This window comes from Mucilaginibacter sp. CAU 1740, assembly GCF_039839285.1.
Classification (GTDB): Bacteria; Bacteroidota; Bacteroidia; order Sphingobacteriales; family Sphingobacteriaceae; genus Mucilaginibacter.
This window is the reverse complement of the sequence record NZ_JBDOQS010000003.1, coordinates 355,001-376,792: the sequence shown is the minus strand read 5'-3', so window position 1 is coordinate 376,792 and position 21,792 is coordinate 355,001. Positions and strand designations below refer to the sequence as shown.

Genomic DNA, 21,792 nt, shown 5'->3' with positions numbered 1-21,792 from the left:
CTTGTTTACCGATGAAAACCTTTAAGTTTATAATTGTTTTCTTTTGCTGTTTTTACTCAGCTAATTTGTTTGCGCAAACTCCGCAGGCTATTGAGGCCGATTTGCTCCGGATTTTTAAACGGGTAAATTACTACGGCTCGCACAAAAAAGAGTGGAAAGCTATTGATTCATTGCAGAAAATGAACCAGATCTTCGGCTTTAAATTGAAGTACTATACCTCCAAATATCCCGAAACCATAAGTTATCCTTTTACCGAACTGAAAAAGGAGCGGGTGGTAATTGCAACTTCTGCCGATGGTTTGTTTCGTACTTATTCGTGGGATACCCGGTTAGGTTCGGCAGGTTATGATTTTGATAATGTGCTGCAAATAAAGGTGAACGGCAAAGTATCGTCTTCGCTTAAAATGGATTCGGTAGGGAAGAAGCATAACCCGGTTTTTTGGTACTCAAAAATTTACACCTTAAGCTCTGGTAGCAAAACCTATTATCTTGCGGCCTATAATTCGGTGCGCTCAAGTATTGATGCTACCCAGGGAGTTCAGTTTTTTGCAATTGAGAACGGTAAATTGAACGGTGCGGTACTGTTGGTTAAAACCCCTACAGGCTTGCATAGTAAGATATATTTCGACTACGATTTCCTTTCGGTAGTTAATATGAAGGTGATCCCGGTTATTTATTACGATGCCAAAACACAAAGCATCCATAGTCCGTTAGTTAACGCGAAACGACAAGTTACCCGCGACTATATCGTTTATAAATTCACCGGTAAGTATTTTGAGCGGGTAAAAAATTAACTTTGCCCACATGATCTCATTTGCCCATCGCGTATTTATGGAAGTTGCCGCCAACCTGAGTTTCAGTAAGGCCGCGCAGGTGCTTTTTATTACGCAGCCTGCCATTAGTAAGCACGTAAAGGCTTTGGAAGATCAGTATAAGGTGCCCCTTTTTGAACGTAAAGCCAATAGCATTTTATTAACTGAAGCAGGTAACAAATTAAACGAGTACCTGCTGCAAGCTACCGAAATTGAGCGGAAGATTGAATACGACCTATCTGTATTAAGTAACTTATCGCAAGCCGCGGGGCATTTGCGGTTGGGAGCCAGTACTACCATCGCCTTATATATTTTACCATCGATATTATCGGGTTTTCAGCGAGAGTATGCCAATGTTGATGTGCAGTTGGTGAACCGCAATAGCGAATACATATTGAACGCGCTGCTTAATCATGAGGTTGATATAGGTATTATTGAGGTTGATAATAAGCTCACCACAGTATCTTACACGCCCTTTATGAGTGATGAGGTGATCCCGGTATGTTCGGCTAAAAGTCCGCTGGCAGGTAAATCGCTTACCTTGAAGCAGTTTGTTAAAACGCCGCTTGCAGTGCGTGAGCGAGGATCTGGCACTTTAAACGCGGTATTAAAATCACTATCGGCTTTACATATTAAGCCGGCCGATCTATCTGTGAAGATCCGCTTAGGTGGTACCGAGGCTTTAAAGAATTTCCTCCTGGCCGATCAGTGCCTGGGCTTTATGCCGCGCCCATCTATCATCCGTCAACTGGCCGAGGGTGATCTGGTAGAGGTACCTATTGAAGGACTGAAGATCACACGCGATTTCTTTTTTATCCGCCGGAAAGGGACTGAGGATTACGGGTTGACGAGTAATTTTATCAATTTCGCATCGCAGCATTGACCATGATGCGCTTGATTAAAGGATTTCCTGATATAGCGTTTATCCTAAACTTTTTTCAAGGCGAGACTGTTTGAAACATCAAGGTAATCCTCAAATCAACAAATCAAGGTTCATGCCATCTCCCCAAAAAGTTTTAATCATCGGTGCCGGAATTGCAGGCGTTGCAACGGCCATCAGGTTGGCAGTAAAAGGTTACCGGGTTGAAGTTTATGAAGCCAACGGTTATCCGGGCGGCAAGCTAAGCCAGTTTACTCAGGATGGCTATCGCTTTGATGCCGGGCCAAGTTTGTTCACTATGCCGCAATATGTGGATGAGCTTTTCAGGCTGGCAGGTAAAGAACCATCGCAATATTTTAGATATCAGAAATTAAATGAGGTTTGCCGGTATTTTTATGAAGACGGCACACGGTTAACTGCTTATGCCGATGTTGACAAATTTTCAGCCGAGATTAACAAGCAAACGGATGAAGCCGAAAGTGCTGTTAAACATTATCTAAAAAATAGCAGCACTATCTACAATATCACCAATCACGTTTTCCTTGAACGCTCACTGCATTTACTCAAAACGTATTTGCGTTGGGATACTTTCAAATCGATATTAACGTTCGGGAAGATCGATCCTTTTCGTACCATGCATAAGGCTAATGAAAGCTTTTTTAAGGATGCCCGCATGGTGCAGTTTTTTGACAGGTATGCTACTTACAATGGTTCAAACCCTTACAGTGCCCCGGCCACGCTAAACGTAATTCCTCATCTGGAACAGCATTTTGGTGCTTATTTTCCGGAAGGAGGGATGTACAGCATTACCGATAGTCTGGTACAATTGGCTGAGGAGTTAGGCGTAAAGTTTCATTATAATACGTCGGTTGATGAGATAGTTTTAGATGGCCGGATTGTGAATAGTATTAAGGTAAACGGCGAGGTAAATAAAGCTGATACGATAGTATCCAACATGGATGTATGGTTTACCTACCACCGTTTGCTCAATAAATATCCCCAACTAAAACCTCAAAAAATACTAAGCCAGGAACGTAGCAGTTCTGCATTGATATTTTATTGGGGGATAAAAAAGCAGTTTGAGCAGCTTGATCTGCACAACATCTTTTTTAGTGCCAATTATAAGGCCGAGTTTGATGCTATCTGGAAGGATAAAAGTATTTACCACGATCCTACAGTATATCTGAACATCAGTTCGAAATATAAAATTGACGACGCGCCAGAAGGGTGTGAAAACTGGTTCACGATGATCAATGTACCGGCCAATACAGGACAGGATTGGGATAAACTTATAGCCGAAGCGCGGCAAAACATACTAATTAAGTTAAGCCGCTTGCTTAATGAAGATATAAGCAAATTGATAGTTAGCGAAAGTATCCTCGATCCGCGACGCATTGAAAGTCGCACCTCATCGTACCAGGGTTCGCTTTATGGTACAAGCTCAAATAACCAGTTCGCGGCTTTTTTGAGACATGCTAATAAGTCGTCAAAAGTTGAGGGTTTGTATTTTTGCGGAGGAAGTGTGCATCCGGGCGGAGGGATTCCGCTTTGTTTGTTATCTGCGAAGATAGTGAGCGAGATGATTGAGTAAAGTTACAGAGTTGGCGCCGGTGAATAAAAAAAGACGTCATTGCTTCGTTCCTCGCAATGACGTTTCTTAATATAATATAAGGCTTTATTTCACCATCCCAGCCAAAGCCTCAATAAACTTAGGCGAATCGTTCAAGCTCTCCACCAACTGCACATGCTCGCCGCCTAAGGCTTTAAATTCATCTCCATATTCGGTCGTAACCTCGTAAATGGTTTCCAGACAGTCGGCAACAAAGGCAGGGCAAAATACCAATAGGCGTTTTTTACCTTCAGCAGCCAGTTTAGCTACAATTTCGCTGGTATAAGGCTGTACCCATGGATCATTACCTAAACGTGATTGGAAGCAGATGGTATATTTCTCTTTCGGGATATTCAGTTTTTCGGCAATCAGTTTGGCCGTATGGTGCGATTGTGCTGAGTAACAGAACCTGTTAGCATCGGTAAGTGTTTCGCAGCAGGTTGATGATTTAAGGCAATGGTTGTGTGTATGATCGGCCTTAACCAACTGACGTTGCGGCAAACCGTGGAAACTGAACAATACGTGATCATAAGTCTCAGGATTATATTTCAGCGCATTATCGGCAAAAGTTTCGATCATCAGTTCGTTATCATGAAAGGAGTTGATGAAGCTGATATTTGGCGATGTTGGCCATTTCCCAACCAGGCCCATGATCTTTTCATAAACCGAACCTGTACTTGCCGAAGCATATTGCGGAAACATCGGGATAACCTGGATATCTTCAACTAAGGATGCTTTTAACCTTTCCAAAGCCGATTCGATAGATGGTTTTTGGTAGCGCATAGCCAACTCAACCATGTATTCATCACCAAGACGTTCCTGCAAGCCTTTCTGTTGTAAAAGGCTATAATGTAAAAGTGGGGAGCCGGTTTTAGGATCCCAGATGGCCTGGTATAATTTAGCCGATTTTGGTGAGCGGAATGGGGTGATGATCCCTCTTACTAAAAGTGTACGAGCTATCGGGTTGATATCAATAACCCGTGGGTCCATCAAAAATTCGTCGAGATAACGCTTAACATCTGCTGCAGAGGGGCTATCCGGCGTGCCCAGATTAACCAGTAAAATTCCTTTTTTAGCCATAATTATCAGGCACAAAAGTAGCAAAAAATGGATGGGGAATTGTGATGGCGGTCACAAATTACAAAATTGTGAACCTTGATGGGATGATTATTAAGAAGCGCTTTTCTACTTCACGTCATTGCGAGGTACGAAGCAATCGCGAGCTATACAGGGCGGACCTGCCTCCATGCGATTGCTTCGTACCTCGCAATGACGCCTTATTTAATTACCCAGTTCAGACCTTTCTCCACAACTTCCACCACGGCACACCCGGCGCTTCGTGATGCTCATAATGATACCCGAAAAAGTAACAGCTAAAAAAAGCAACCAAATGATTCCGCGGCTGGCTCCGGGCAAAGTGCTTGTTATCATGCTCGCCCTTATGGGGCTGATAAGTTCCAAAGTAAAATAGCTGCAAGGTACTAAGTAAGGATGGCAAAACCCAAAACATGATGAGGTTTTGCTGCGGGACCCAAAGCTTTAATATATTGAATAGAACAGCCATCACCACTATTTGCCATACTGAAAGATAATTGCGGATAAATTGTACGTACCAGCGCCAAAAACCACTGCTATGATAATCCGGGTCATCGGCGGTATGTACGTGGCTATGGTGCAGGTGGTGTTTGGTGTATAGTTGCGGATACCAGAACGATGCATACAGGAAAGTACACAGGTATCCCACAAAATCATTTACACTTTTTACAGGCGATACAGTATGGTGCATGGCATCGTGAGCAGTGATGAACAGGCCGGTGTACAGGTGCATTTGCACTAATATCATTAAATAAACAAGAGGGTTACTGAAGCTGAAATGCCACTGCATGAGCAAAACAATGCTTGTTGCCCAGCATCCTATAACCAGCATGGCTACAAACAAACCGGTATGTGAAGGTTTTTTTTGCATGTGGCTAATTAACCAGCAAAAAGCGTGCTGTTAAAAATTTTCGAGGGCGGCTTTTACTTCCTGCATCAGCCACATAGGTGTGGAGGTAGCGCCGGCAATACCGATGGTATCGTTTGGTGCAAACATGTTTTTATCCAGCTCATCAACCGATGATACGAAATAAGTGTCCGGGTTATGCTTGCGGCACACCTCAAATAGCACCTTGCCGTTTGATGATTTTTTGCCCGACACAAAAACTATTTTATTAAAGCGGGTTGCAAATTTGGGAAGGTCTTTATCACGGTTGCTTACCTGGCGGCAAATGGTATCGTTAGCTTTCAGATCATACCCACGGGCAATCAGTTCATCTTTTACTGAGTAGAATTTCTCCATACTCTTGGTGGTTTGGCTGTAGAGGGTAATGTTATGCGGCAGCTCGATATTATCCAACTCGGCAATATCCTGGAAAACGATGGCCTCGTTGTTAGTCTGACCTTCCAAGCCAATTACTTCTGCGTGGCCATGCTTGCCGAAGATCAGGATATTCTCTTTAGCATCGTATGATGTTTTGATACGGTTTTGCAGTTTAAGCACTACCGGGCATGAGGCATCAATGAGGGTAATATTATTCTCTAAAGCGGTACGGTAGGTATCCGGCGCTTCACCATGAGCGCGGATCAGCACTTTTTCGTTGTGAAGATCTTTAAGGGCGGTATGCTCAATAATACGCAGACCTTTGGCTTTCAGGCGTTCAACTTCCTCGTCGTTATGTACAATATCGCCCAGGCAGTACAGGTAGCCATCCTCTTCCAAAATCTCTTCGGCCATATCAATAGCGTAAACCACTCCGAAACAAAAGCCCGAATCTTGATCGATAGTAACCTTTAACTGATAATCTCCCATGGTGTTGCAAATTTACAGCATTTTAAATGGATGGTGGTAATGTGAGGGTCGATTTTTAATTGATTGGATTGCGCTTTTTTTAATACACAAAATTCAATACCGCGAAAAACACAAACTGTGTTACAAATAAAACAGCTGCGACTATGCTCTGTCGCTTAAAGTCAAACCGCTCAAAAATGAAAAGCAATACTGCACTTACCAAAAACCAGCATAAATAGTTTTTTATGGGGATGATGCCTCCCGTCCAATGCCAGTAATCAAAGCGAATGGCTATGGGTTCTATCAATACATCGAGCAGGGTTAAGATAACGGCTCCTATTATCACCCTTAAATATTTATTACCTATCCGGCTCCGTTTTAAAGTAACTCCGGTCGCATAAATCAGCAAGAACCAGTTTACGCCTATCATCAAAGGCACCTCAAATAGTTTTGAACCTAAAGTACCGCCATAGTTGTAATTGCCAAATAGCCAACCGGTGTGCACACCAACGCATTCGGCAATAAATCCGGCAGTGGCGATGATCAGCGCAAAGAGGAAAAACCTATTATCCCGTTCGTCATGACTATAAATGATCACGCCCAGCATCAACAATAAATGCCAATGAACCAAAGCCATGAACAATACTATTAGCGAAGGGATAATAAACCCGATAAGCCCCACCAAATGAAACAGCAGGATCACAATTACGCAAATCCTCGTTTTATTTGAGAGCAGTGTACTCATATTTTGCGCCCTTTCCAGCTGGTAGTTTTAGTAAGATGTTTCTGAACAGATACAATGGCTACCACCAGCAAGTTAAACATTTGAAAAGGGTGAAGCAGAATATTATACCCTGTATTTTGCTGTGCCGAAAGGGAGATCATGATCCGAGTTAGCAAAATAAGTCCAACGGTAAACAGTATGAGTGGCAGGTTAAGTGTGGCTAAAATAAAAATAGGCCCGCCGATGATAAGCGTAATGTATATCAGGAAGCCTATAATGCTGTAGTTAAACGCCGCCAGGAAGTTTTTGCTAAAGCCGTTGATGGCTTCATTATAGCCATGGTACATGCGGCAACTGATCATGCCATTGGCCAGCAGGGCTTCGCCGTTATAGTTTTCAGCTTTGATGAGGCGCATGATCTCTACGTCTTCTACAACTTTATTTTTAACTGCCTTGTGCCATTGATGTTTATGATAAATGGCAGCATCAAACAGCATAAACTGTCCGCTTGCAGCAGCAACCGAAGCATTTTTTACCAGAAATACCAAACGCAGCGGTAGCAGGTTAAGCAATATGTAATGCATGAGCGGCACCACAGCGTTCTCGCCCAGGGTTAGCATAGTTTGGTTGGTGAAGAGGCTCAGCAAGCCCAACTGGTGGAGGTGCATGCGGTGTACGGCGCTGTTGATCAGTTTTACATCTACCTGTTCGTCTGCATCTAAAAACAACAGGTATTGACCAGTGGCCTGTTTGGCCAATTGGTGGCAGGCGTAGTTTTTCCCTATCCAGCCTTCGGGAAGTTTGGTGCCTTTAATAACTTTGAATAGGGGATGGGTAGCTGCAAATTCCGAGCAAACCCGGTAAGTATCATCACTCGAGTCGTCATCATAAATAATAACCTCGTAGTTTTTATAATCCTGCTGATGGATGGATTGTAGCAGGGGCAGGATATTGCCGGCCTCGTTGCGCGCCGGGATCAGAATGGATACTTTATCGGTGTAATATTTGCCAATATGCGGCAGTTTAGGGTTGGAGATGTAGTTAAACAGCGTAACTGCAAACCGGATAATGATAAAAAATAGGGTTATTAATATGGCTATTGTCACGCTTTATATATCAAATTCGGTTTGGAGTGCTTTTGATGCCTCAAAATGTTGCTGGTAAGCCTGTTGCAGCGCTGTTACATCCTTGCCCGAATAATTTCCGGTTTCGTTTTTAAGATAAACGGTTGCCGTTGGCTTTTTATGTTTAAAGTACTGAATAAAAGTTGAAGCGAAAAGTAATTGAAAATTTCCTTCCGCTTTTTCAATTATCCTCATAACGCCTTTTTCAAAATTTATGTTTGTAACAAAGTTGGCATACAGCCTACCCTGCGGAAACATCAAAACCAAATTTGCCGGATCGTTCAATAATTCGGCCGCATAATCAAGCGATTGTACGATACTTTTCGAATCTTTTTTTACCGAGAAAGCGCCTACATATTTTAAAAACTTTTCTTTGCGGGAAGTTTCTTCCAGTATCATCACATGGAGTTTTTTCTTCAGCAGGGTATCGTTAATACAGTACAAAATCAATCCATCCCAAAAGCTGAAATGGTTGGCGATGAGTAATATCGATCTGTTAGGGTCAACAGGGATATTATCAAACAACAATTCATGAAATTCACGCCTCACTATTCGCTTAATGTAATAGTGAACTATGCGGTTCAGGAAATAGTTGTTTTGGTTGCGGATCATATCTTGACACGAATGTATGGTATGGCAACGGGAATTAGTGCTCCATATTGATCTGATTTTTCAATGCTTGTTGATGGGCAGCGTTGATGTTTTCCTTCAACTGATCGAAAGTAAGTTCGTTAGCTACGCCTAAATCAAACAAGTGCACATAGGCCCTCGGTTTCAGGCTTTCAAAGTAATCAATCAAAATACAGTGATACACTACCTGGCAAGGGCCTTTAACCTGCTGCATCAGTTTGTACACGCCTTTCTCCACATGAATGTGCGTTTCATGATTGGAATAGAGTTCGCCTTGCGGAAAGATCACGATCAGGTTATCCGGCTGGTCCAATATTCCGGCAGAGTAGGTGAGTGATTCCAGCATCGCCCTCGATGCTTTTTGGATAGAATAAGCACCTATGTAACGCAGGTAACTCCTTTGATCAAACTGATCCTGCTGCATCATTACATAATATTGCTTCTTGAGATTAAAAACAGCCGTCCAGTTAGCTATAAAGCCATCCCACCAGCTAAAGTGATTGCTTAGTAATAGTACCGAATGACCGGGCCGTGGTTCAAAAGTCTGTACATTAACCTCTTTAAAATTGCGGCTTATCCACCACCGCACATAAGTGATATATAATTTACTCCAGAATTTCTTTTTGCGCGACGGAACCATTTTTCTACTTAACTAAATACTCATCCAATGCTTTGGTAACCAACCAGTGCCCAAGTTCAACCTCATGCACTTCGGCATTATCCAACATGCCTAAAAAAGGCATCGCTGCCGATTTGGGAAACAACTGATCATGCTTACCAAATATCAGCAGGCATTTTATTTTATGCTGATTAATTTGCTGTGCGATGTGTTTTACATCAGGCTTCAGCAGGCGGATCAAATTTAGGGTATAATATGTATCCAACCGTTTTTGTTCGGTGTCAATTTCATTATAGGCTATGGTGTACAGGCTTTCATCAATAAAACGAAGCTTTTTTAAGCTTTTGATAATGAAGGGTGCAAGCCATTTGCTTTTGGTAGCCGTACGGAATATGCCACGGCCAAGCTTGTTGTGCAGTATAAAATGAAAACCTTTAAATACAGCAAGGCCATCGGGTGCCATTAGTATCACTTCATCAATCAGATCAGCATATTCCTCAACTAAAATCAAGGCGATGTTGGCACCGATGGAATAACCCATTACTGAAAAACGCTGTCTGCCGTAAAGCTCAAACCACTCTTCCATGTAATTCCGCACCATGGCTTTGGGCATGCCGGTCAGGATCTGCTGCTCCGTCCAGCCATCAAGCCTGCTCTCGCCATGAAAAAAATGATCGAAACCGTATATGTGGTATTGAGGGATGATGGATTGCTCGAGTACGTGAAACTGTTTGCCAGTCATGCCATAACCATGAAAGGCCAGCAAGGGCTTCCCGCCGGTACCATATTCATGAAAATGCGCTTTGCCCAAGCCGGGCAGATGTAAATAACCCATTAAGGCAATATTAATAAATTATGTATTGTGCAACAGTAATTATTGAAAATGTCATTTCGATAGAGCAGAGGGTAGGATTGAGCACCGGGGCGAAAGAGAAATCTTGTACGCCCTGCATTAACGCTATGCAAGGCCGTTTGTCCGGGCGTATAAGATTTCTCACTCGTTCCTCGTATCGAAATGACATTTTTATTAGGTAGCTGCTATTTTATCGATCAATATGCTTCATTATCGCCTCCGTAGCCCCCACATTCTCCTCAACATAACTCAATATCTTTTTGCGGGTAAAACTGTAAAAGCCTTCATCAGTAACCAAAGTTTCAACAATGCCTTTCAATTCAGCCTCATTACTGATGCTAAAGCCAGCTTTAAGTTTGATCAGTTCTTTAGCCTCATTAAATTTCTGGTAATTAGGCCCAAAAATAACAGGCAATCCAAATGCCGCGGCCTCTAAAGTATTATGGATGCCAATACCAAATCCCCCGCCTATGTAAGCTATATCGCCATAAGCATAAAGAGATGAGAGCATACCGATGTTATCGATAATTAAAGATTGGAGGTTAGAGCTTAGAGATTGGTTACCTGTTTCTGACTTTTGGCTTTCGACTTTGGACTTCAAAACCGAGAACCGGATAGCCGTTCCCTCCGGTAATAAATTCATCAATGCGTTCACCTTCTCCTCCGGGATCTCATGCGGGGCGAAAATGAATTTCCAATCCGGGTAATCAGTTACAAGTTTGGCCAGCAATGCCTCATCCTGTGGCCAGGTGCTGCCGGCGATAAACAGTTTCTGCCCGTTTTTAAATTGCTCAATCAGCGGCAACGCCTTTGGGTTTTGAGCGTTGGCCCAAACCCGGTCAAAGCGGGTATCGCCGCTTACGGTAGCGTTTGTAATGCCGATGCCTTGCAATAATTGTTTTGATACTTCATCCTGCACAAAAAAATGCGATACCAGTTTCAATATCCTGCGGTTAAAACCACCGTACCATTTGAAAAATACCTGCCCCGGCCTGAATATGCCCGATACTATATATAAAGGTATATCGCGTTTATGAGCCTCGTTAAAAAAGTGGTACCAGTATTCGTATTTAGTAAAAATGGCAATCTCGGGGTTGATGGCATCTATAAGGCGGCGGGCATTACCGAGGGTATCGAGTGGGAGGTAGTAAACGTAATCGGCCAGTGGGGTATTTTTTCTGATCTCGTACCCCGAAGGAGAAAAAAAGGTAACTACTATTTTTTTTGTGGGGTGCAAATTCCTCATAGCCTCCAGTATTGGGCGGCCCTGCTCAAACTCGCCAAGTGAGGAGAAGTGAAACCAAATACTACCCTCAACACGTATAAACGTTATGTTTTTGCGCCCCTGAACCCAAAGTTTTGCTTTATTGTTAAATAATGAAGCAACAAGCACAAAAAAGGAATATAATTTGATACCTATATTGTATAACAACATCAATTTAATAGTATGAATGATTACCTTAGCCGGGCATAAAAGTAACAACAATAATTACAATAATAGTTTTTACAGCCTGCCCGTTGGTGTAATTATACTCATGCTTAATCTTATAAGAAACTGCTTACCTTTAAATTAAAAAACGCTAAAACACTATGAAAATTGCTGTAATTGGTACCGGCTATGTTGGATTGGTTACCGGAACTTGTCTGGCCGAAACAGGTAACGAAGTAACCTGTGTGGATATAGTTGAAGAAAAGGTTAATAAAATGCGTAATGGTGAAATGCCAATTTACGAACCTGGTCTTGATCTGTTATTCCACCGTAATATAAAACAGGAACGGTTAACTTTTACTACCGATCTTGCCGAAGCCATCGCACCTGCAAAAGTTATATTTTTAGCATTGCCAACCCCTCCGGGTGCCGATGGCGCTGCCGATTTAAGCTACGTGCTTGGTGCCGCTAAAGACATTGCCAAATTAATTACAGAGTATAAAGTTATCGTAACCAAATCAACCGTACCGGTAGGTACTGCTGATAAGGTTACCGCTGTATTGAAAGCCAATACCGATGTACCTTTCGCGGTAGTATCAAATCCAGAGTTTTTACGCGAAGGTGTAGCGGTTGAAGATTTTATGAAACCTGATAGGGTAGTTATTGGTACTATGGACGAAAAAGCCCGCACCATTATGGGCGACTTGTACGCTCCATACGTGCGCCAAGGTAACCCTATTTTATATATGGACGAGCGTTCGTCTGAATTAACCAAATACGCTGCCAATTCATTCCTGGCTACCAAAATCACTTTCATGAACGAGATCGCTAACATGTGCGAGCTTGTTGGGGCCGATGTGGATATGGTACGTAAAGGTGTTGGTGCCGATGCCCGTATTGGCAAACGCTTCCTGTTCCCGGGTGTTGGGTACGGCGGCAGCTGCTTCCCTAAAGATGTTCAGGCGCTTGCAAAAGCTGCCGAAGAAAATAAATACGACTTCAAGATCCTTAACTCTGTAATGGAAGTTAACGAAACCCAGAAGAAACGTTTGGTTGTTAAACTGCGCGAACATTATGGTGTTGATGGCTTAAAAGGTAAGCATTTTGCACTGTGGGGATTGGCTTTTAAACCAGAAACCGACGATATCCGCGAGGCACCTGCTTTGTACATCATTGAAGATCTGATAGCTGCCGGTGCAACCGTTACAGCTTACGATCCTGAAGGTATGCCAAACGTTAAAAAACTTTTGGGCGATAAGATCTCTTACGCTAAAGACAGGTATTCGGCGCTTGACGGTGCCGATGCTTTACTGGTTGTTACTGAATGGCCGGTATTCCGCACACCTGATTTTGATTTTATGAAGGAAAAATTAAACGCGCCTGTTATATTTGACGGACGTAACCTTTATGATCTGGACAGAATGAAAGATCACGGTTTTTATTATAACAGCATCGGTCGTAAAATAGTTAGTTAATAATGGGAGAACGTAAAAGAATACTGATAACCGGCGCTGCCGGATTTTTAGGATCGCACCTTTGCGATAGATTTATTAAGGAAGATTATCATGTTATTGGCATGGATAACCTTATAACCGGTGATCTAAGGAACATTGAGCATTTGTTTAAACTTGAAAATTTTGAGTTTTACAATCATGATGTGTCAACGTTTGTGTTTGTACCAGGCGATTTGCACTACATCCTGCACTTTGCTTCGCCTGCAAGCCCTATTGATTATCTTAAAATCCCAATCCAAACTTTGAAAGTTGGTTCGTTAGGAACACATAACTTGCTTGGTCTGGCGAGGGTGAAAAAAGCAAGGATGCTCATCGCTTCAACATCCGAAGTTTATGGCGACCCGAACGTAAACCCGCAGCCCGAAGAATATTGGGGCAACGTGAACCCGGTTGGGCCACGTGGGGTTTATGATGAGGCCAAGCGTTTCCAGGAAGCTATCACTATGGCTTACCACACCTTCCACGGTTTGGAAACCCGCATTGTGAGGATCTTTAATACGTATGGCCCAAGGATGCGATTGAATGACGGTCGTGTATTACCGGCATTTATTGGTCAGGCTTTGAGGGGCGAATCATTAACCATGTTTGGCGATGGCTCACAAACCCGTTCGTTTTGTTATGTAGATGATTTGATCGAAGGTATCTATCGCCTGTTGCATAGCGATTACGCGCAGCCGGTAAACATTGGTAACCCTGATGAGATCACTATCCGCGAATTTGGCGAGGAGATCATCAAATTAACGGGTACCGATCAACAACTGATCAGCCTGCCGTTACCAACAGATGATCCCAAACAACGCCGACCGGATATTACCAAAGCCAAAGCCATTTTAGGCTGGGAGCCGAAGGTATCAAGGAGCGAGGGTTTAAAGATCACTTACGAGTACTTTAAATCATTGCCCGAGAAAGAAATAAATCACAAAGATTTCACTTATTACAATAAATAAGCAACCGTCCCCTTCACCTAAGGGGACTTGCTTTATACACACATTACCATTATGAAGATTTTAGTTACAGGCGGCATGGGCTTCATCGGCTCGCACACAGTTGTTGAATTAGTTAATGCCGGCTACGATCCCATTATTGTTGACGACCTTTCAAACTCCGATCCTAAAATTCTGGATCAGTTAACCAAAATTTTAGGTTTTACCCCAGCTTTCCACAAAGTTGATCTTTGTGACGAGGCAGCAGTACTGGCTTTGGCAGCTGCCGAACCGGAAGTTGGCGGTATCATTCACTTCGCGGCATTTAAAGCCGTAGGCGAATCGGTTAAAAAACCGATGAAATACTATCGCAACAATTTTTACTCGTTGATAAACCTGCTTGAAGCTTATAATGGCAAGCCTGTAAACTTTGTGTTTTCATCAAGCTGTACAGTTTATGGTCAGCCGGAAATACTGCCTGTTACCGAGAATGCACCGGTGCAGCCAGCGCAATCGCCTTATGGCAATACCAAACAAATAGCCGAAGAAATTTTGGTTGATATGGTAAATTCAGGTACCGGTTACAAAGTAATTTCATTAAGATATTTTAACCCGGTTGGCGCGCACGAATCAGCATTGATTGGCGAGTTACCAATCGGCGTTCCGCAAAACCTGGTACCGTTCATCACCCAAACCGCTATCGGCAAACGCGAAAAAATTACCGTTTTTGGCGATACCTACAATACGCCTGATGGCAGCTGTGTTCGCGATTATATCCACGTAGTTGATTTGGCCAAAGCACACGTTGCTGCGCTTAAACTTGCCGAGCAGGATAGCTTTAAAGGTTATGATGTATTTAACCTGGGTACAGGTAATGGTACATCGGTACTGGAAGTGATCCACGCTTTTGAAAAATCTACAGGTGTAAAAGTGAACTACGAAATTGGTCCGCGTCGCGAAGGTGATGTGGAGCAGGTTTGGGGCGATGTTACCAAATCATCAACCAAACTGGGCTGGACAGCACAACTGGGCATTGGCGAAATGATGTCATCGGCCTGGGAGTGGGAAAAATATATTGCAGCAAATCCTTTTTAATTAATATCAGCAGCAGAGATACGGAATGAAAAAGATCATTATAACAGGCGGCGCGGGTTTTATCGGATCGCACGTGGTACGGAGGTTTGTAAAAAACTATCCCGATTATTCTATCATCAATTTAGATAAACTTACCTACGCAGGCAACCTGGCCAATTTAAAGGATATTGAAAATGAGCCTAATTACAAGTTTGTAAAAGGTGATATTGTTGATATGGCTTTTATTAATGAGCTTTTCGCTGCAGAAAATCCGGATGCAGTGATCCACCTCGCAGCCGAATCGCATGTGGACCGCTCTATCACCAATCCGCTCGAGTTTGTGATGACCAACGTAGTAGGTACCGTAAACCTGCTCAACGCAGCCCGCCAAAACTGGAAGGGTAAGTATGATGAAACCCGTTTTTACCATGTATCAACCGATGAGGTTTATGGTACTTTAGGTGAGGATGGCATGTTCACCGAAGAAACAGCTTATGATCCGCATTCGCCATACTCAGCATCTAAAGCAAGTTCAGATCATTTTGTGCGTGCTTACCAGGATACTTATGGCATTAATAACGTGATCTCCAACTGCTCAAATAACTACGGTTCGTTCCATTTTCCGGAGAAGTTGATCCCGCTGGCAATCAACAATATCAAACAAAATAAACCAGTACCTGTATATGGTAAAGGGGAGAATATCCGCGATTGGTTATGGGTTGAAGACCATGCCCGCGCTATCGATGTGATATTCCATACGGCCAAATCCGGAACTACTTATAACATAGGTGGCCATAACGAATGGAAAAATATTGACCTGATTAAATTGCTTTGCAGTATATTGGACAAAAAATTGGGCAGGGCAGAAGGCGAATCGGCAAAACTGATCACCTTTGTAACAGACCGTGCCGGTCATGATCTAAGATATGCTATTGATGCCACCAAACTTAAAAATGAGTTGGGTTGGGTGCCAAGCATTACCTTTGAGGAAGGACTGGAAAAAACGGTTGACTGGTACCTGGCCAATGAGGAGTGGTTGAACGATGTAACATCGGGCCATTATCAGCAATATTATAACGACCAGTATAACGAGAGATAGAAAATGTTCGGGCTTTTTAAGAAGAAGAAGGAAGTAAGGGAAGCAAAATTTAACTACGGTAGTATCATGGTTGATATGCACTCGCATATTTTGCCAGGGATAGACGATGGTGCAAAAACGCCTGAGGAATCGGTAGAGCTGATCAAAAAAATGATGGCATTAGGGATAAAAAAGTTTATCGCTACGCCTCACATCATGATCGATTTTTATCGCAATACGCCCGAAACCATTGGTAACGCGCTAACCCTGCTTAAGGCCGAACTGGCTAAACAAGGCATTGATGTGCCGGTTGAAGCCGCCGCCGAGCATTACTTCGACGAAACTTTTGAGGCCCGGGTTGATAATGGGCCGATAATGACCATGGGCGATAATTATGTGTTGTTCGAGTTTTCATTCATCAATCAGCCGCCAAACGTTTATACAGTTATTCAAAAGCTTCATGATAAGGGGTATAAACCGATTCTTGCACACCCGGAGCGATATCAGTATCTTGATATCGAAGCGCTTAAAAACCTGCGGAGCTGGGGGCTTGATTTTCAGTTAAATACCATATCCCTCACAGGCTATTATGGCAGAGAGATCAAAAGAATGGCTGAAGCATTGGTGGATAACGATATGATCGATTTTATATCGAGCGATATGCACCACCTTAAACACGCCGCAGCTTTTGAGGATGCTTTGAGGACAAGTTATATAGAAAAACTATTGACGGACTATCCGTTGAAGAATAAGATGTTTTTATAAATAGAGAGACGTTATATAACGAAAAAAGGTGCGGTTAATGCGCCTTTTTTCATTATATAATGTAATGTGGGCAATAGCAGTTTTGCTTCGTTATTCGTATCTCAAAGCCTCCACCGGATCAAGTTTAGCCGCTTTTTTAGCAGGGTAATATCCTGATATCAAACCAATAAAAGTACAAAGGATCACCGCGAACATCAGCCATCCCCATGGTACCACAAACGTACCGCTAATTTGTACCGCTATAAGGTTACCTACAGCCATACCCAATAGCATGCCCGCCGCGCCGCCTATAAGGCAAATCACAATAGCTTCTATCAAAAACTGTTTACGAATGATTGCTGGCGTAGCGCCGATGGCCTTGCGTACGCCAATCTCGCGGGTGCGCTCGGTTACTGATACCAGCATAATATTCATGAGGCCAATGGCAGCGCCAATAAGCGTAATGATCCCAATGGCAAAACCTGCAACAGTGATACCTGCAAGCTGGCCCGATAATTCTTTCTGGATCGAGTCGCTGCGCGTTATTTCAAAATTATCCTGGTTAACTACGTTTAAGCCGCGCACATTTCTGAACAGGGAAGTGGCCTCGCCAATGGTGGCATCCAATGCTGCTGGGGTGGCTACTTTTAAGGTGATGGTGAACGACGCGTTTTTGGTACTATCTATTTGCTTGGCCTTAAGTACCGGGATAACGCAAAACTTATCACCTCCGCCAAAAGAGCTTGACCCTTTCGACGCGAATACGCCAATGATCCTGAATTTATCGGTGCCGAGATATACTGATTTATTGATCGGGTCTTCAGTTTTAAATAACTTCTTTTTGATCTCATCGCCTATGATCACCACGTTCGAGCCGTGTTCCAGTTCGGAGGCCGAAAAGTTACGGCCGAAGGAAAGCTTCTTGCCCGCGGTTGATAAATAATTTTCGTTCGAACCACTGATGTAGATATTTGGATTGGTTTTTTGATTGCCGTATTTGGCTACCGCTGTACCTGTTACATCTAAATTAATGGCGGTAACTACGGGCAGTTTAAAGTTGTTTTTAAAGCGAACGGCCTGATCATAAGTTATGGCCGGATATACCTTGCGGTGGCCGCCGTTGCCAAAGTTAAGCCCTTCGCCCCGGTTTTGCAGGGTGAAGGTATTGGCACCCAGATCGGCAAAGGCATCGTTGGTAAACTGCCTGATCCCTTCTATCGCTGTTAAAATTCCTACCAGCGCCATAATGCCGATAGCGATGATCAGTGCGGTTAGCGCTGTACGCAAACGGTTGCCGGCTATTGATTGCAGGGCTATCGAAATATTTTCTTTGTAGGAGGTTTTTACCGGCATGGTATAAATATAAAAAACTTAGCGCTTTGACTATGTAATGTGTCGGTTTGTTACAGGGGTAGGTAAGTTAATTTTTAGATACCACGTTTGTTTACAGGTAAATAATATTGCTTATTTGTTATATATATATATATATATATATTGCTACGGGTATATTATATTTGGATAGATCTAATCCGATATCATGAAATATATCTATCTCTGCCTTCTGTGTGTATTATTTAGCATTCATCTGCGTGCCCAGGATGCGCCGAAACCCAGTTCTGTTGTCACGCGTACTTTTAGCATCGACCAAAAATCGGTAGTGAAAGATTCGACCGGGAAAAGGCTTGAATACAAGGAATGGACCGCGCTGATGCGTACAAGGCAATATGTTTTATTTCCTGAAAATGTTGAAGATGCTGTTCCATCTTTTGTTGTAAGAAAAAAAGGCTATAAACAAGTTAGTTATACAACGGAGGAGCCGGCCCAGGCAGAACCCGAATCGCAAAAGCGATTTTCTGCCGAAGAGCTAAGAGAGCAAATGCTGGCGTCATTACCAAAACCAGAAGAATCGACCTATTTTACCACCGGTGAAGAAATGGAGACTTTCAATACCCGCGATCTCAACAATAATAAAATAAAACTAAAAGAGCTGCGTGGAAAAGTAGTAGTGCTTAACTTTTGGTTTATAAACTGCCCGGCATGTATGCAGGAAATCCCGGAACTGAATAAGTTGGTTGATACTTATAAAGACAATCCGAATGTTGTTTTCCTGGCCATAGCGCTCGATTATAGTTACGAGCTCAGAAAGTTTCTGAAAACAACCGCGTTTAATTATGATATTATAGATAATGGCCGCGATATAGCCAACAATTATAAAATACACCTTTACCCAACCAGCGTAATATTGGATAAAGAAGGGAAAGTGGCGTTCCATACTGTAGGATTTGCACCTAATGCGCCTATCTGGATGAAGAAGACGATTGACGAAAGCCTGAAATAACAGAATCAATATAAATAAAAAGGCCGTTTTATGCAAATCATAAAACGGCCTTTTTTAATATTTTACCGGTTGTATTTAAACCGAGAACGATGTACCGCAGCCACAAGTGCTTGCAGCATTAGGGTTGTTGAAAGTGAAACCACGGGCGTTTAAGCCGTCCTGGTAATCGATCTGCATGCCGGCGAGGTACATGCCGTGGGCTTTGTGCATAAACACTTTGATGTCATTGATATAGTATTCCTGGTCTCCGTCTTTTTTCATGTCGAAGCCTAAAATATAGTTCATGCCCGAACAGCCACCGCCTTCAACGCCAACACGTAAACCAAATTCGTCGTTTATCTCTTGCTGATCGCGCAATTTAAAAAGTTCTTTCACCGCGCCAGGGGTAAAGCTAACAGGTGCAGTTTCAACAGCTATACTCATCTTATTTTTATTTATTCTACACAAATATAACGTAAAATGCAGATTTTTGTTAGTGTCATAATTTTATGACCCCGGTATAACATTATAAATATGCTTGCTCTACCTTTTTTGTTTGATATTTTAAAGTACACGGTTTCTGGTTTAGGTGTGGTTTACATCGCCTTTTACCTGTTTAAACCCTATCTCGATAAATCCGAAAGTATCCAGCTATTGGAGTTAAAACGGACCATCAGTAATCAAACCCTGCCTCTGCGCTTGCAGGCCTATGAAAGGGTTGTACTTTTTATTGAAAGGGTTAACCCTGCAAGTTTGCTGATCCGCCTGAACGGATCCGCCGATAGCGCTGCCGAATTGCAGGCTATTATTATTAATGAAGTGCGTAACGAGTTTCAGCACAATATTACCCAGCAAATTTATGTAAGCGCGCCGGTATGGGCCGTTGTAAAAAGGGTTAAGGATGATACCATTAATATGATCAATAGCGCGGTGCAGGCCTTGCCGCCAGGCACCTCGGCGCTTGATTTGAGTAAAACTATCCTTGTGCACCTGAGCAAACTGGAAGATAATCCTTATGATGTGGCTTTAGGTTTGATCAGGCGAGATATGGAAGAATTATATTAAGCTGAGATGGCCGGCAAAAAGATCATTACCACATCGGGTATCGAAATAAAGGAGGTTTACACCGAACCTTCCGGTATGAACGAGCAACCCGGCGAGTTTCCCTTTACCCGGGGAATCCAAAAGGATATGTATCGCGGCAAACCCTGGACCATGCGCCAGTACGCCGGTTTTTCAACCGCCGAGGAATCGAACAAACGCTATCACTACCTGCTAAGCCAGGGAACCAATGGGCTTTCGGTAGCTTTTGATCTACCCACCCAAATAGGTTATGACTCTGACCATGCCCTTGCCGAAGGTGAGGTTGGCAAAGTAGGTGTAGCTATCGACTCGCTAAAAGATATGGAGGTGCTTTTTAATGGGATCAAACTACAGGATATTACCACCTCCATGACCATCAATGCCACGGCTGCCATTTTGCTGGCCATGTACATCGCGTTAGCAAAAAAACAAGGGGCAGATATGACGCAGATCTCCGGCACTATTCAAAACGATATATTAAAGGAGTACGCCGCCCGCGGTACTTATATATATCCCCCCGCGCCATCCATGCGACTCATTACCGATGTGTTTGAGTATTGCAGCAAGGAAGTGCCTAAATGGAATACCATATCTATCTCAGGCTATCATATCCGCGAAGCAGGATCGACCGCGGTACAGGAACTGGCCTTCACGTTAGCTAATGGTAAAGCCTATTTAAAAGCGGCGTTGGAAAAAGGGTTAGATATTAATGTGTTCGCCAAGCGCCTGTCTTTCTTTTTTAATTGTCATAGTAATTTTTTTGAGGAGATAGCCAAGTTCAGGGCAGCGCGAAGGATGTGGGCGCACATTACTAAAGAGTTAGGCGCTACCGACATCGGCGCGCAAAAGCTTCGTTTTCATACCCAAACAGGTGGCTCCACACTTACAGCTCAACAACCCCTCAATAATATAATACGTGTAAGTAACCAGGCTATGGCCGCTGTATTAGGCGGTACGCAATCCTTGCACACCAATGGGTACGACGAGGCGCTTTCTCTGCCAACAGAAGCCGCCGCAAAAATAGCCCTGCGCACCCAGCAGATCATCGCTTTTGAAAGCGGTGTTACTGATACCGTAGATCCACTGGCGGGATCCTATTTTATAGAAGCGCTAACGGATGAGATCGAAGCTGCCGCGCAATTATATATAGATAAGATAGATGCCATGGGGGGCGCGGTAAAGGCCATTGAGCAGGATTACATTCAACAGGAGATCGCTGCCGCAGCGTACCGTTATCAACAGGAAATAGAAAGCGGCGAAAAGGTAATTGTAGGCGTTAATAAGTTTACCCAGCAGGAACCTGCTCCCGAAAATGTATTTAGGGTTGATGATAGCATTCGTTATTCACAATCTGAAAAGATATCCACATTGAAAAAAGAGCGGGATAATTTCGTCGTGAAAAATAACTTAAACCTTTTACGAATAGCAGCCGCCGGAACGGAAAACTTAATGCCTTTTATTGTAACTTCGGTGGAAAGCTATGCAACCCTGGGCGAGATATCGGATGTTTTGCGCGGAGTTTTCGGGGAGTATTAGCATCACACTGTGGTAG

22 protein-coding genes are annotated in these 21,792 nt (G+C 43.1%); 11 read left to right on the top strand and 11 right to left on the bottom strand.

The window, feature by feature from the left end:
* The first annotated feature begins 11 nt into the window (after positions 1-11).
* From AAFN85_RS09170 to crtD, 3 genes are all read left to right on the top strand, one after another.
* Positions 12-794, top strand: coding sequence for a hypothetical protein (locus tag AAFN85_RS09170; RefSeq protein ID WP_347526864.1), 783 nt, complete (start codon positions 12-14; stop codon positions 792-794).
* A gap of 10 nt (positions 795-804) precedes the next feature.
* Entirely contained in the window at positions 805-1,695 is an 891-nt protein-coding gene (locus tag AAFN85_RS09165; RefSeq protein ID WP_347526863.1) for a LysR substrate-binding domain-containing protein, read from the top strand.
* 112 nt (positions 1,696-1,807) lie between these two features.
* A complete protein-coding gene (gene crtD, locus AAFN85_RS09160) occupies positions 1,808-3,283 on the top strand; it encodes a 1-hydroxycarotenoid 3,4-desaturase CrtD (RefSeq protein ID WP_347526862.1) in 1,476 nt (491 codons plus the stop codon).
* Positions 3,284-3,367: 84 nt separating this feature from the next.
* Here crtD and hemH read toward each other — a convergent pair whose 3' ends face one another.
* The 9 genes from hemH to AAFN85_RS09115 form a co-directional block, all read right to left on the bottom strand.
* Complete coding sequence (gene hemH / locus AAFN85_RS09155; RefSeq protein WP_347526861.1) at positions 3,368-4,381, bottom strand: ferrochelatase; 1,014 nt, start codon at positions 4,379-4,381, stop codon at positions 3,368-3,370.
* A 214-nt stretch (positions 4,382-4,595) separates the two neighbouring features.
* Positions 4,596-5,267 (bottom strand): fatty acid desaturase, encoded by a 672-nt coding sequence (locus AAFN85_RS09150; protein ID WP_347526859.1) that lies wholly within the window; start codon positions 5,265-5,267, stop codon positions 4,596-4,598.
* A gap of 30 nt (positions 5,268-5,297) precedes the next feature.
* Positions 5,298-6,149: a 4-hydroxy-3-methylbut-2-enyl diphosphate reductase gene (locus AAFN85_RS09145; protein ID WP_347526857.1), complete on the bottom strand. Its 852-nt coding sequence runs from the start codon at positions 6,147-6,149 to the stop codon at positions 5,298-5,300.
* 79 nt (positions 6,150-6,228) lie between these two features.
* Entirely contained in the window at positions 6,229-6,873 is a 645-nt protein-coding gene (locus AAFN85_RS09140; protein ID WP_347526856.1) for a carotenoid biosynthesis protein, read from the bottom strand.
* Complete coding sequence (locus AAFN85_RS09135) at positions 6,870-7,958, bottom strand: glycosyltransferase (RefSeq protein ID WP_347526854.1); 1,089 nt, start codon at positions 7,956-7,958, stop codon at positions 6,870-6,872. The genes AAFN85_RS09140 and AAFN85_RS09135 overlap by 4 nt, the downstream gene beginning before the upstream one ends.
* A 3-nt stretch (positions 7,959-7,961) precedes the next feature.
* The gene (locus tag AAFN85_RS09130; RefSeq protein ID WP_347526853.1) at positions 7,962-8,588 is read right to left on the bottom strand and encodes a lysophospholipid acyltransferase family protein; all 627 of its coding nucleotides are present in this window, start codon (positions 8,586-8,588) and stop codon (positions 7,962-7,964) included.
* 34 nt (positions 8,589-8,622) lie between these two features.
* Entirely contained in the window at positions 8,623-9,246 is a 624-nt protein-coding gene (locus AAFN85_RS09125; RefSeq protein WP_347526851.1) for a lysophospholipid acyltransferase family protein, read from the bottom strand.
* A 4-nt stretch (positions 9,247-9,250) separates the two neighbouring features.
* Positions 9,251-10,060 carry an alpha/beta hydrolase gene (locus tag AAFN85_RS09120; protein ID WP_347526849.1) on the bottom strand — a complete coding sequence of 270 codons (810 nt, stop codon included), beginning with the start codon at positions 10,058-10,060 and terminating at the stop codon, positions 9,251-9,253.
* A gap of 208 nt (positions 10,061-10,268) precedes the next feature.
* The gene (locus AAFN85_RS09115; protein ID WP_347526848.1) at positions 10,269-11,513 is read right to left on the bottom strand and encodes a glycosyltransferase N-terminal domain-containing protein; all 1,245 of its coding nucleotides are present in this window, start codon (positions 11,511-11,513) and stop codon (positions 10,269-10,271) included.
* Positions 11,514-11,668: 155 nt separating this feature from the next.
* Here AAFN85_RS09115 and AAFN85_RS09110 point away from each other — a divergent pair, with 155 nt between their 5' ends.
* The 5 genes from AAFN85_RS09110 to AAFN85_RS09090 are packed head-to-tail and all read left to right on the top strand — an operon-like array spanning position 11,669 to position 16,861.
* Positions 11,669-12,982, top strand: coding sequence for a UDP-glucose/GDP-mannose dehydrogenase family protein (locus tag AAFN85_RS09110; RefSeq protein WP_347526847.1), 1,314 nt, complete (start codon positions 11,669-11,671; stop codon positions 12,980-12,982).
* Between the two features lie 2 nt (positions 12,983-12,984).
* Positions 12,985-13,968, top strand: a complete 984-nt coding sequence (locus AAFN85_RS09105) for a UDP-glucuronic acid decarboxylase family protein (RefSeq protein WP_347526846.1) — start codon at positions 12,985-12,987, stop codon at positions 13,966-13,968.
* 48 nt (positions 13,969-14,016) lie between these two features.
* Complete coding sequence (galE, locus tag AAFN85_RS09100; RefSeq protein WP_347527114.1) at positions 14,017-15,039, top strand: UDP-glucose 4-epimerase GalE; 1,023 nt, start codon at positions 14,017-14,019, stop codon at positions 15,037-15,039.
* A 25-nt stretch (positions 15,040-15,064) separates the two neighbouring features.
* Entirely contained in the window at positions 15,065-16,117 is a 1,053-nt protein-coding gene (gene rfbB / locus AAFN85_RS09095) for a dTDP-glucose 4,6-dehydratase (RefSeq protein WP_347526844.1), read from the top strand.
* Between the two features lie 3 nt (positions 16,118-16,120).
* A complete protein-coding gene (locus tag AAFN85_RS09090; RefSeq protein ID WP_347526843.1) occupies positions 16,121-16,861 on the top strand; it encodes a CpsB/CapC family capsule biosynthesis tyrosine phosphatase in 741 nt (246 codons plus the stop codon).
* Positions 16,862-16,951: 90 nt separating this feature from the next.
* Here AAFN85_RS09090 and AAFN85_RS09085 read toward each other — a convergent pair whose 3' ends face one another.
* Positions 16,952-18,193 carry an ABC transporter permease gene (locus AAFN85_RS09085; RefSeq protein WP_347526842.1) on the bottom strand — a complete coding sequence of 414 codons (1,242 nt, stop codon included), beginning with the start codon at positions 18,191-18,193 and terminating at the stop codon, positions 16,952-16,954.
* 184 nt (positions 18,194-18,377) lie between these two features.
* Between AAFN85_RS09085 and AAFN85_RS09080 the strand changes: the two genes are divergently transcribed.
* Entirely contained in the window at positions 18,378-19,178 is an 801-nt protein-coding gene (locus AAFN85_RS09080; protein ID WP_347526841.1) for a TlpA disulfide reductase family protein, read from the top strand.
* A 75-nt stretch (positions 19,179-19,253) separates the two neighbouring features.
* Here the strand turns inward: AAFN85_RS09080 and AAFN85_RS09075 are convergent, their stop codons facing one another.
* On the bottom strand, positions 19,254-19,601 hold the full coding sequence (locus AAFN85_RS09075; protein WP_347526840.1) for an iron-sulfur cluster assembly accessory protein: 348 nt from the start codon (positions 19,599-19,601) through the stop codon (positions 19,254-19,256).
* 90 nt (positions 19,602-19,691) lie between these two features.
* On the opposite strand from AAFN85_RS09075, the gene AAFN85_RS09070 reads away from it, so the two are divergent.
* Both AAFN85_RS09070 and AAFN85_RS09065 read left to right on the top strand, forming a co-directional pair.
* Positions 19,692-20,222 (top strand): hypothetical protein, encoded by a 531-nt coding sequence (locus AAFN85_RS09070; RefSeq protein WP_347526839.1) that lies wholly within the window; start codon positions 19,692-19,694, stop codon positions 20,220-20,222.
* A gap of 6 nt (positions 20,223-20,228) precedes the next feature.
* Complete coding sequence (locus AAFN85_RS09065; RefSeq protein ID WP_347526838.1) at positions 20,229-21,776, top strand: methylmalonyl-CoA mutase family protein; 1,548 nt, start codon at positions 20,229-20,231, stop codon at positions 21,774-21,776.
* Positions 21,777-21,792: the final 16 nt, after the last annotated feature.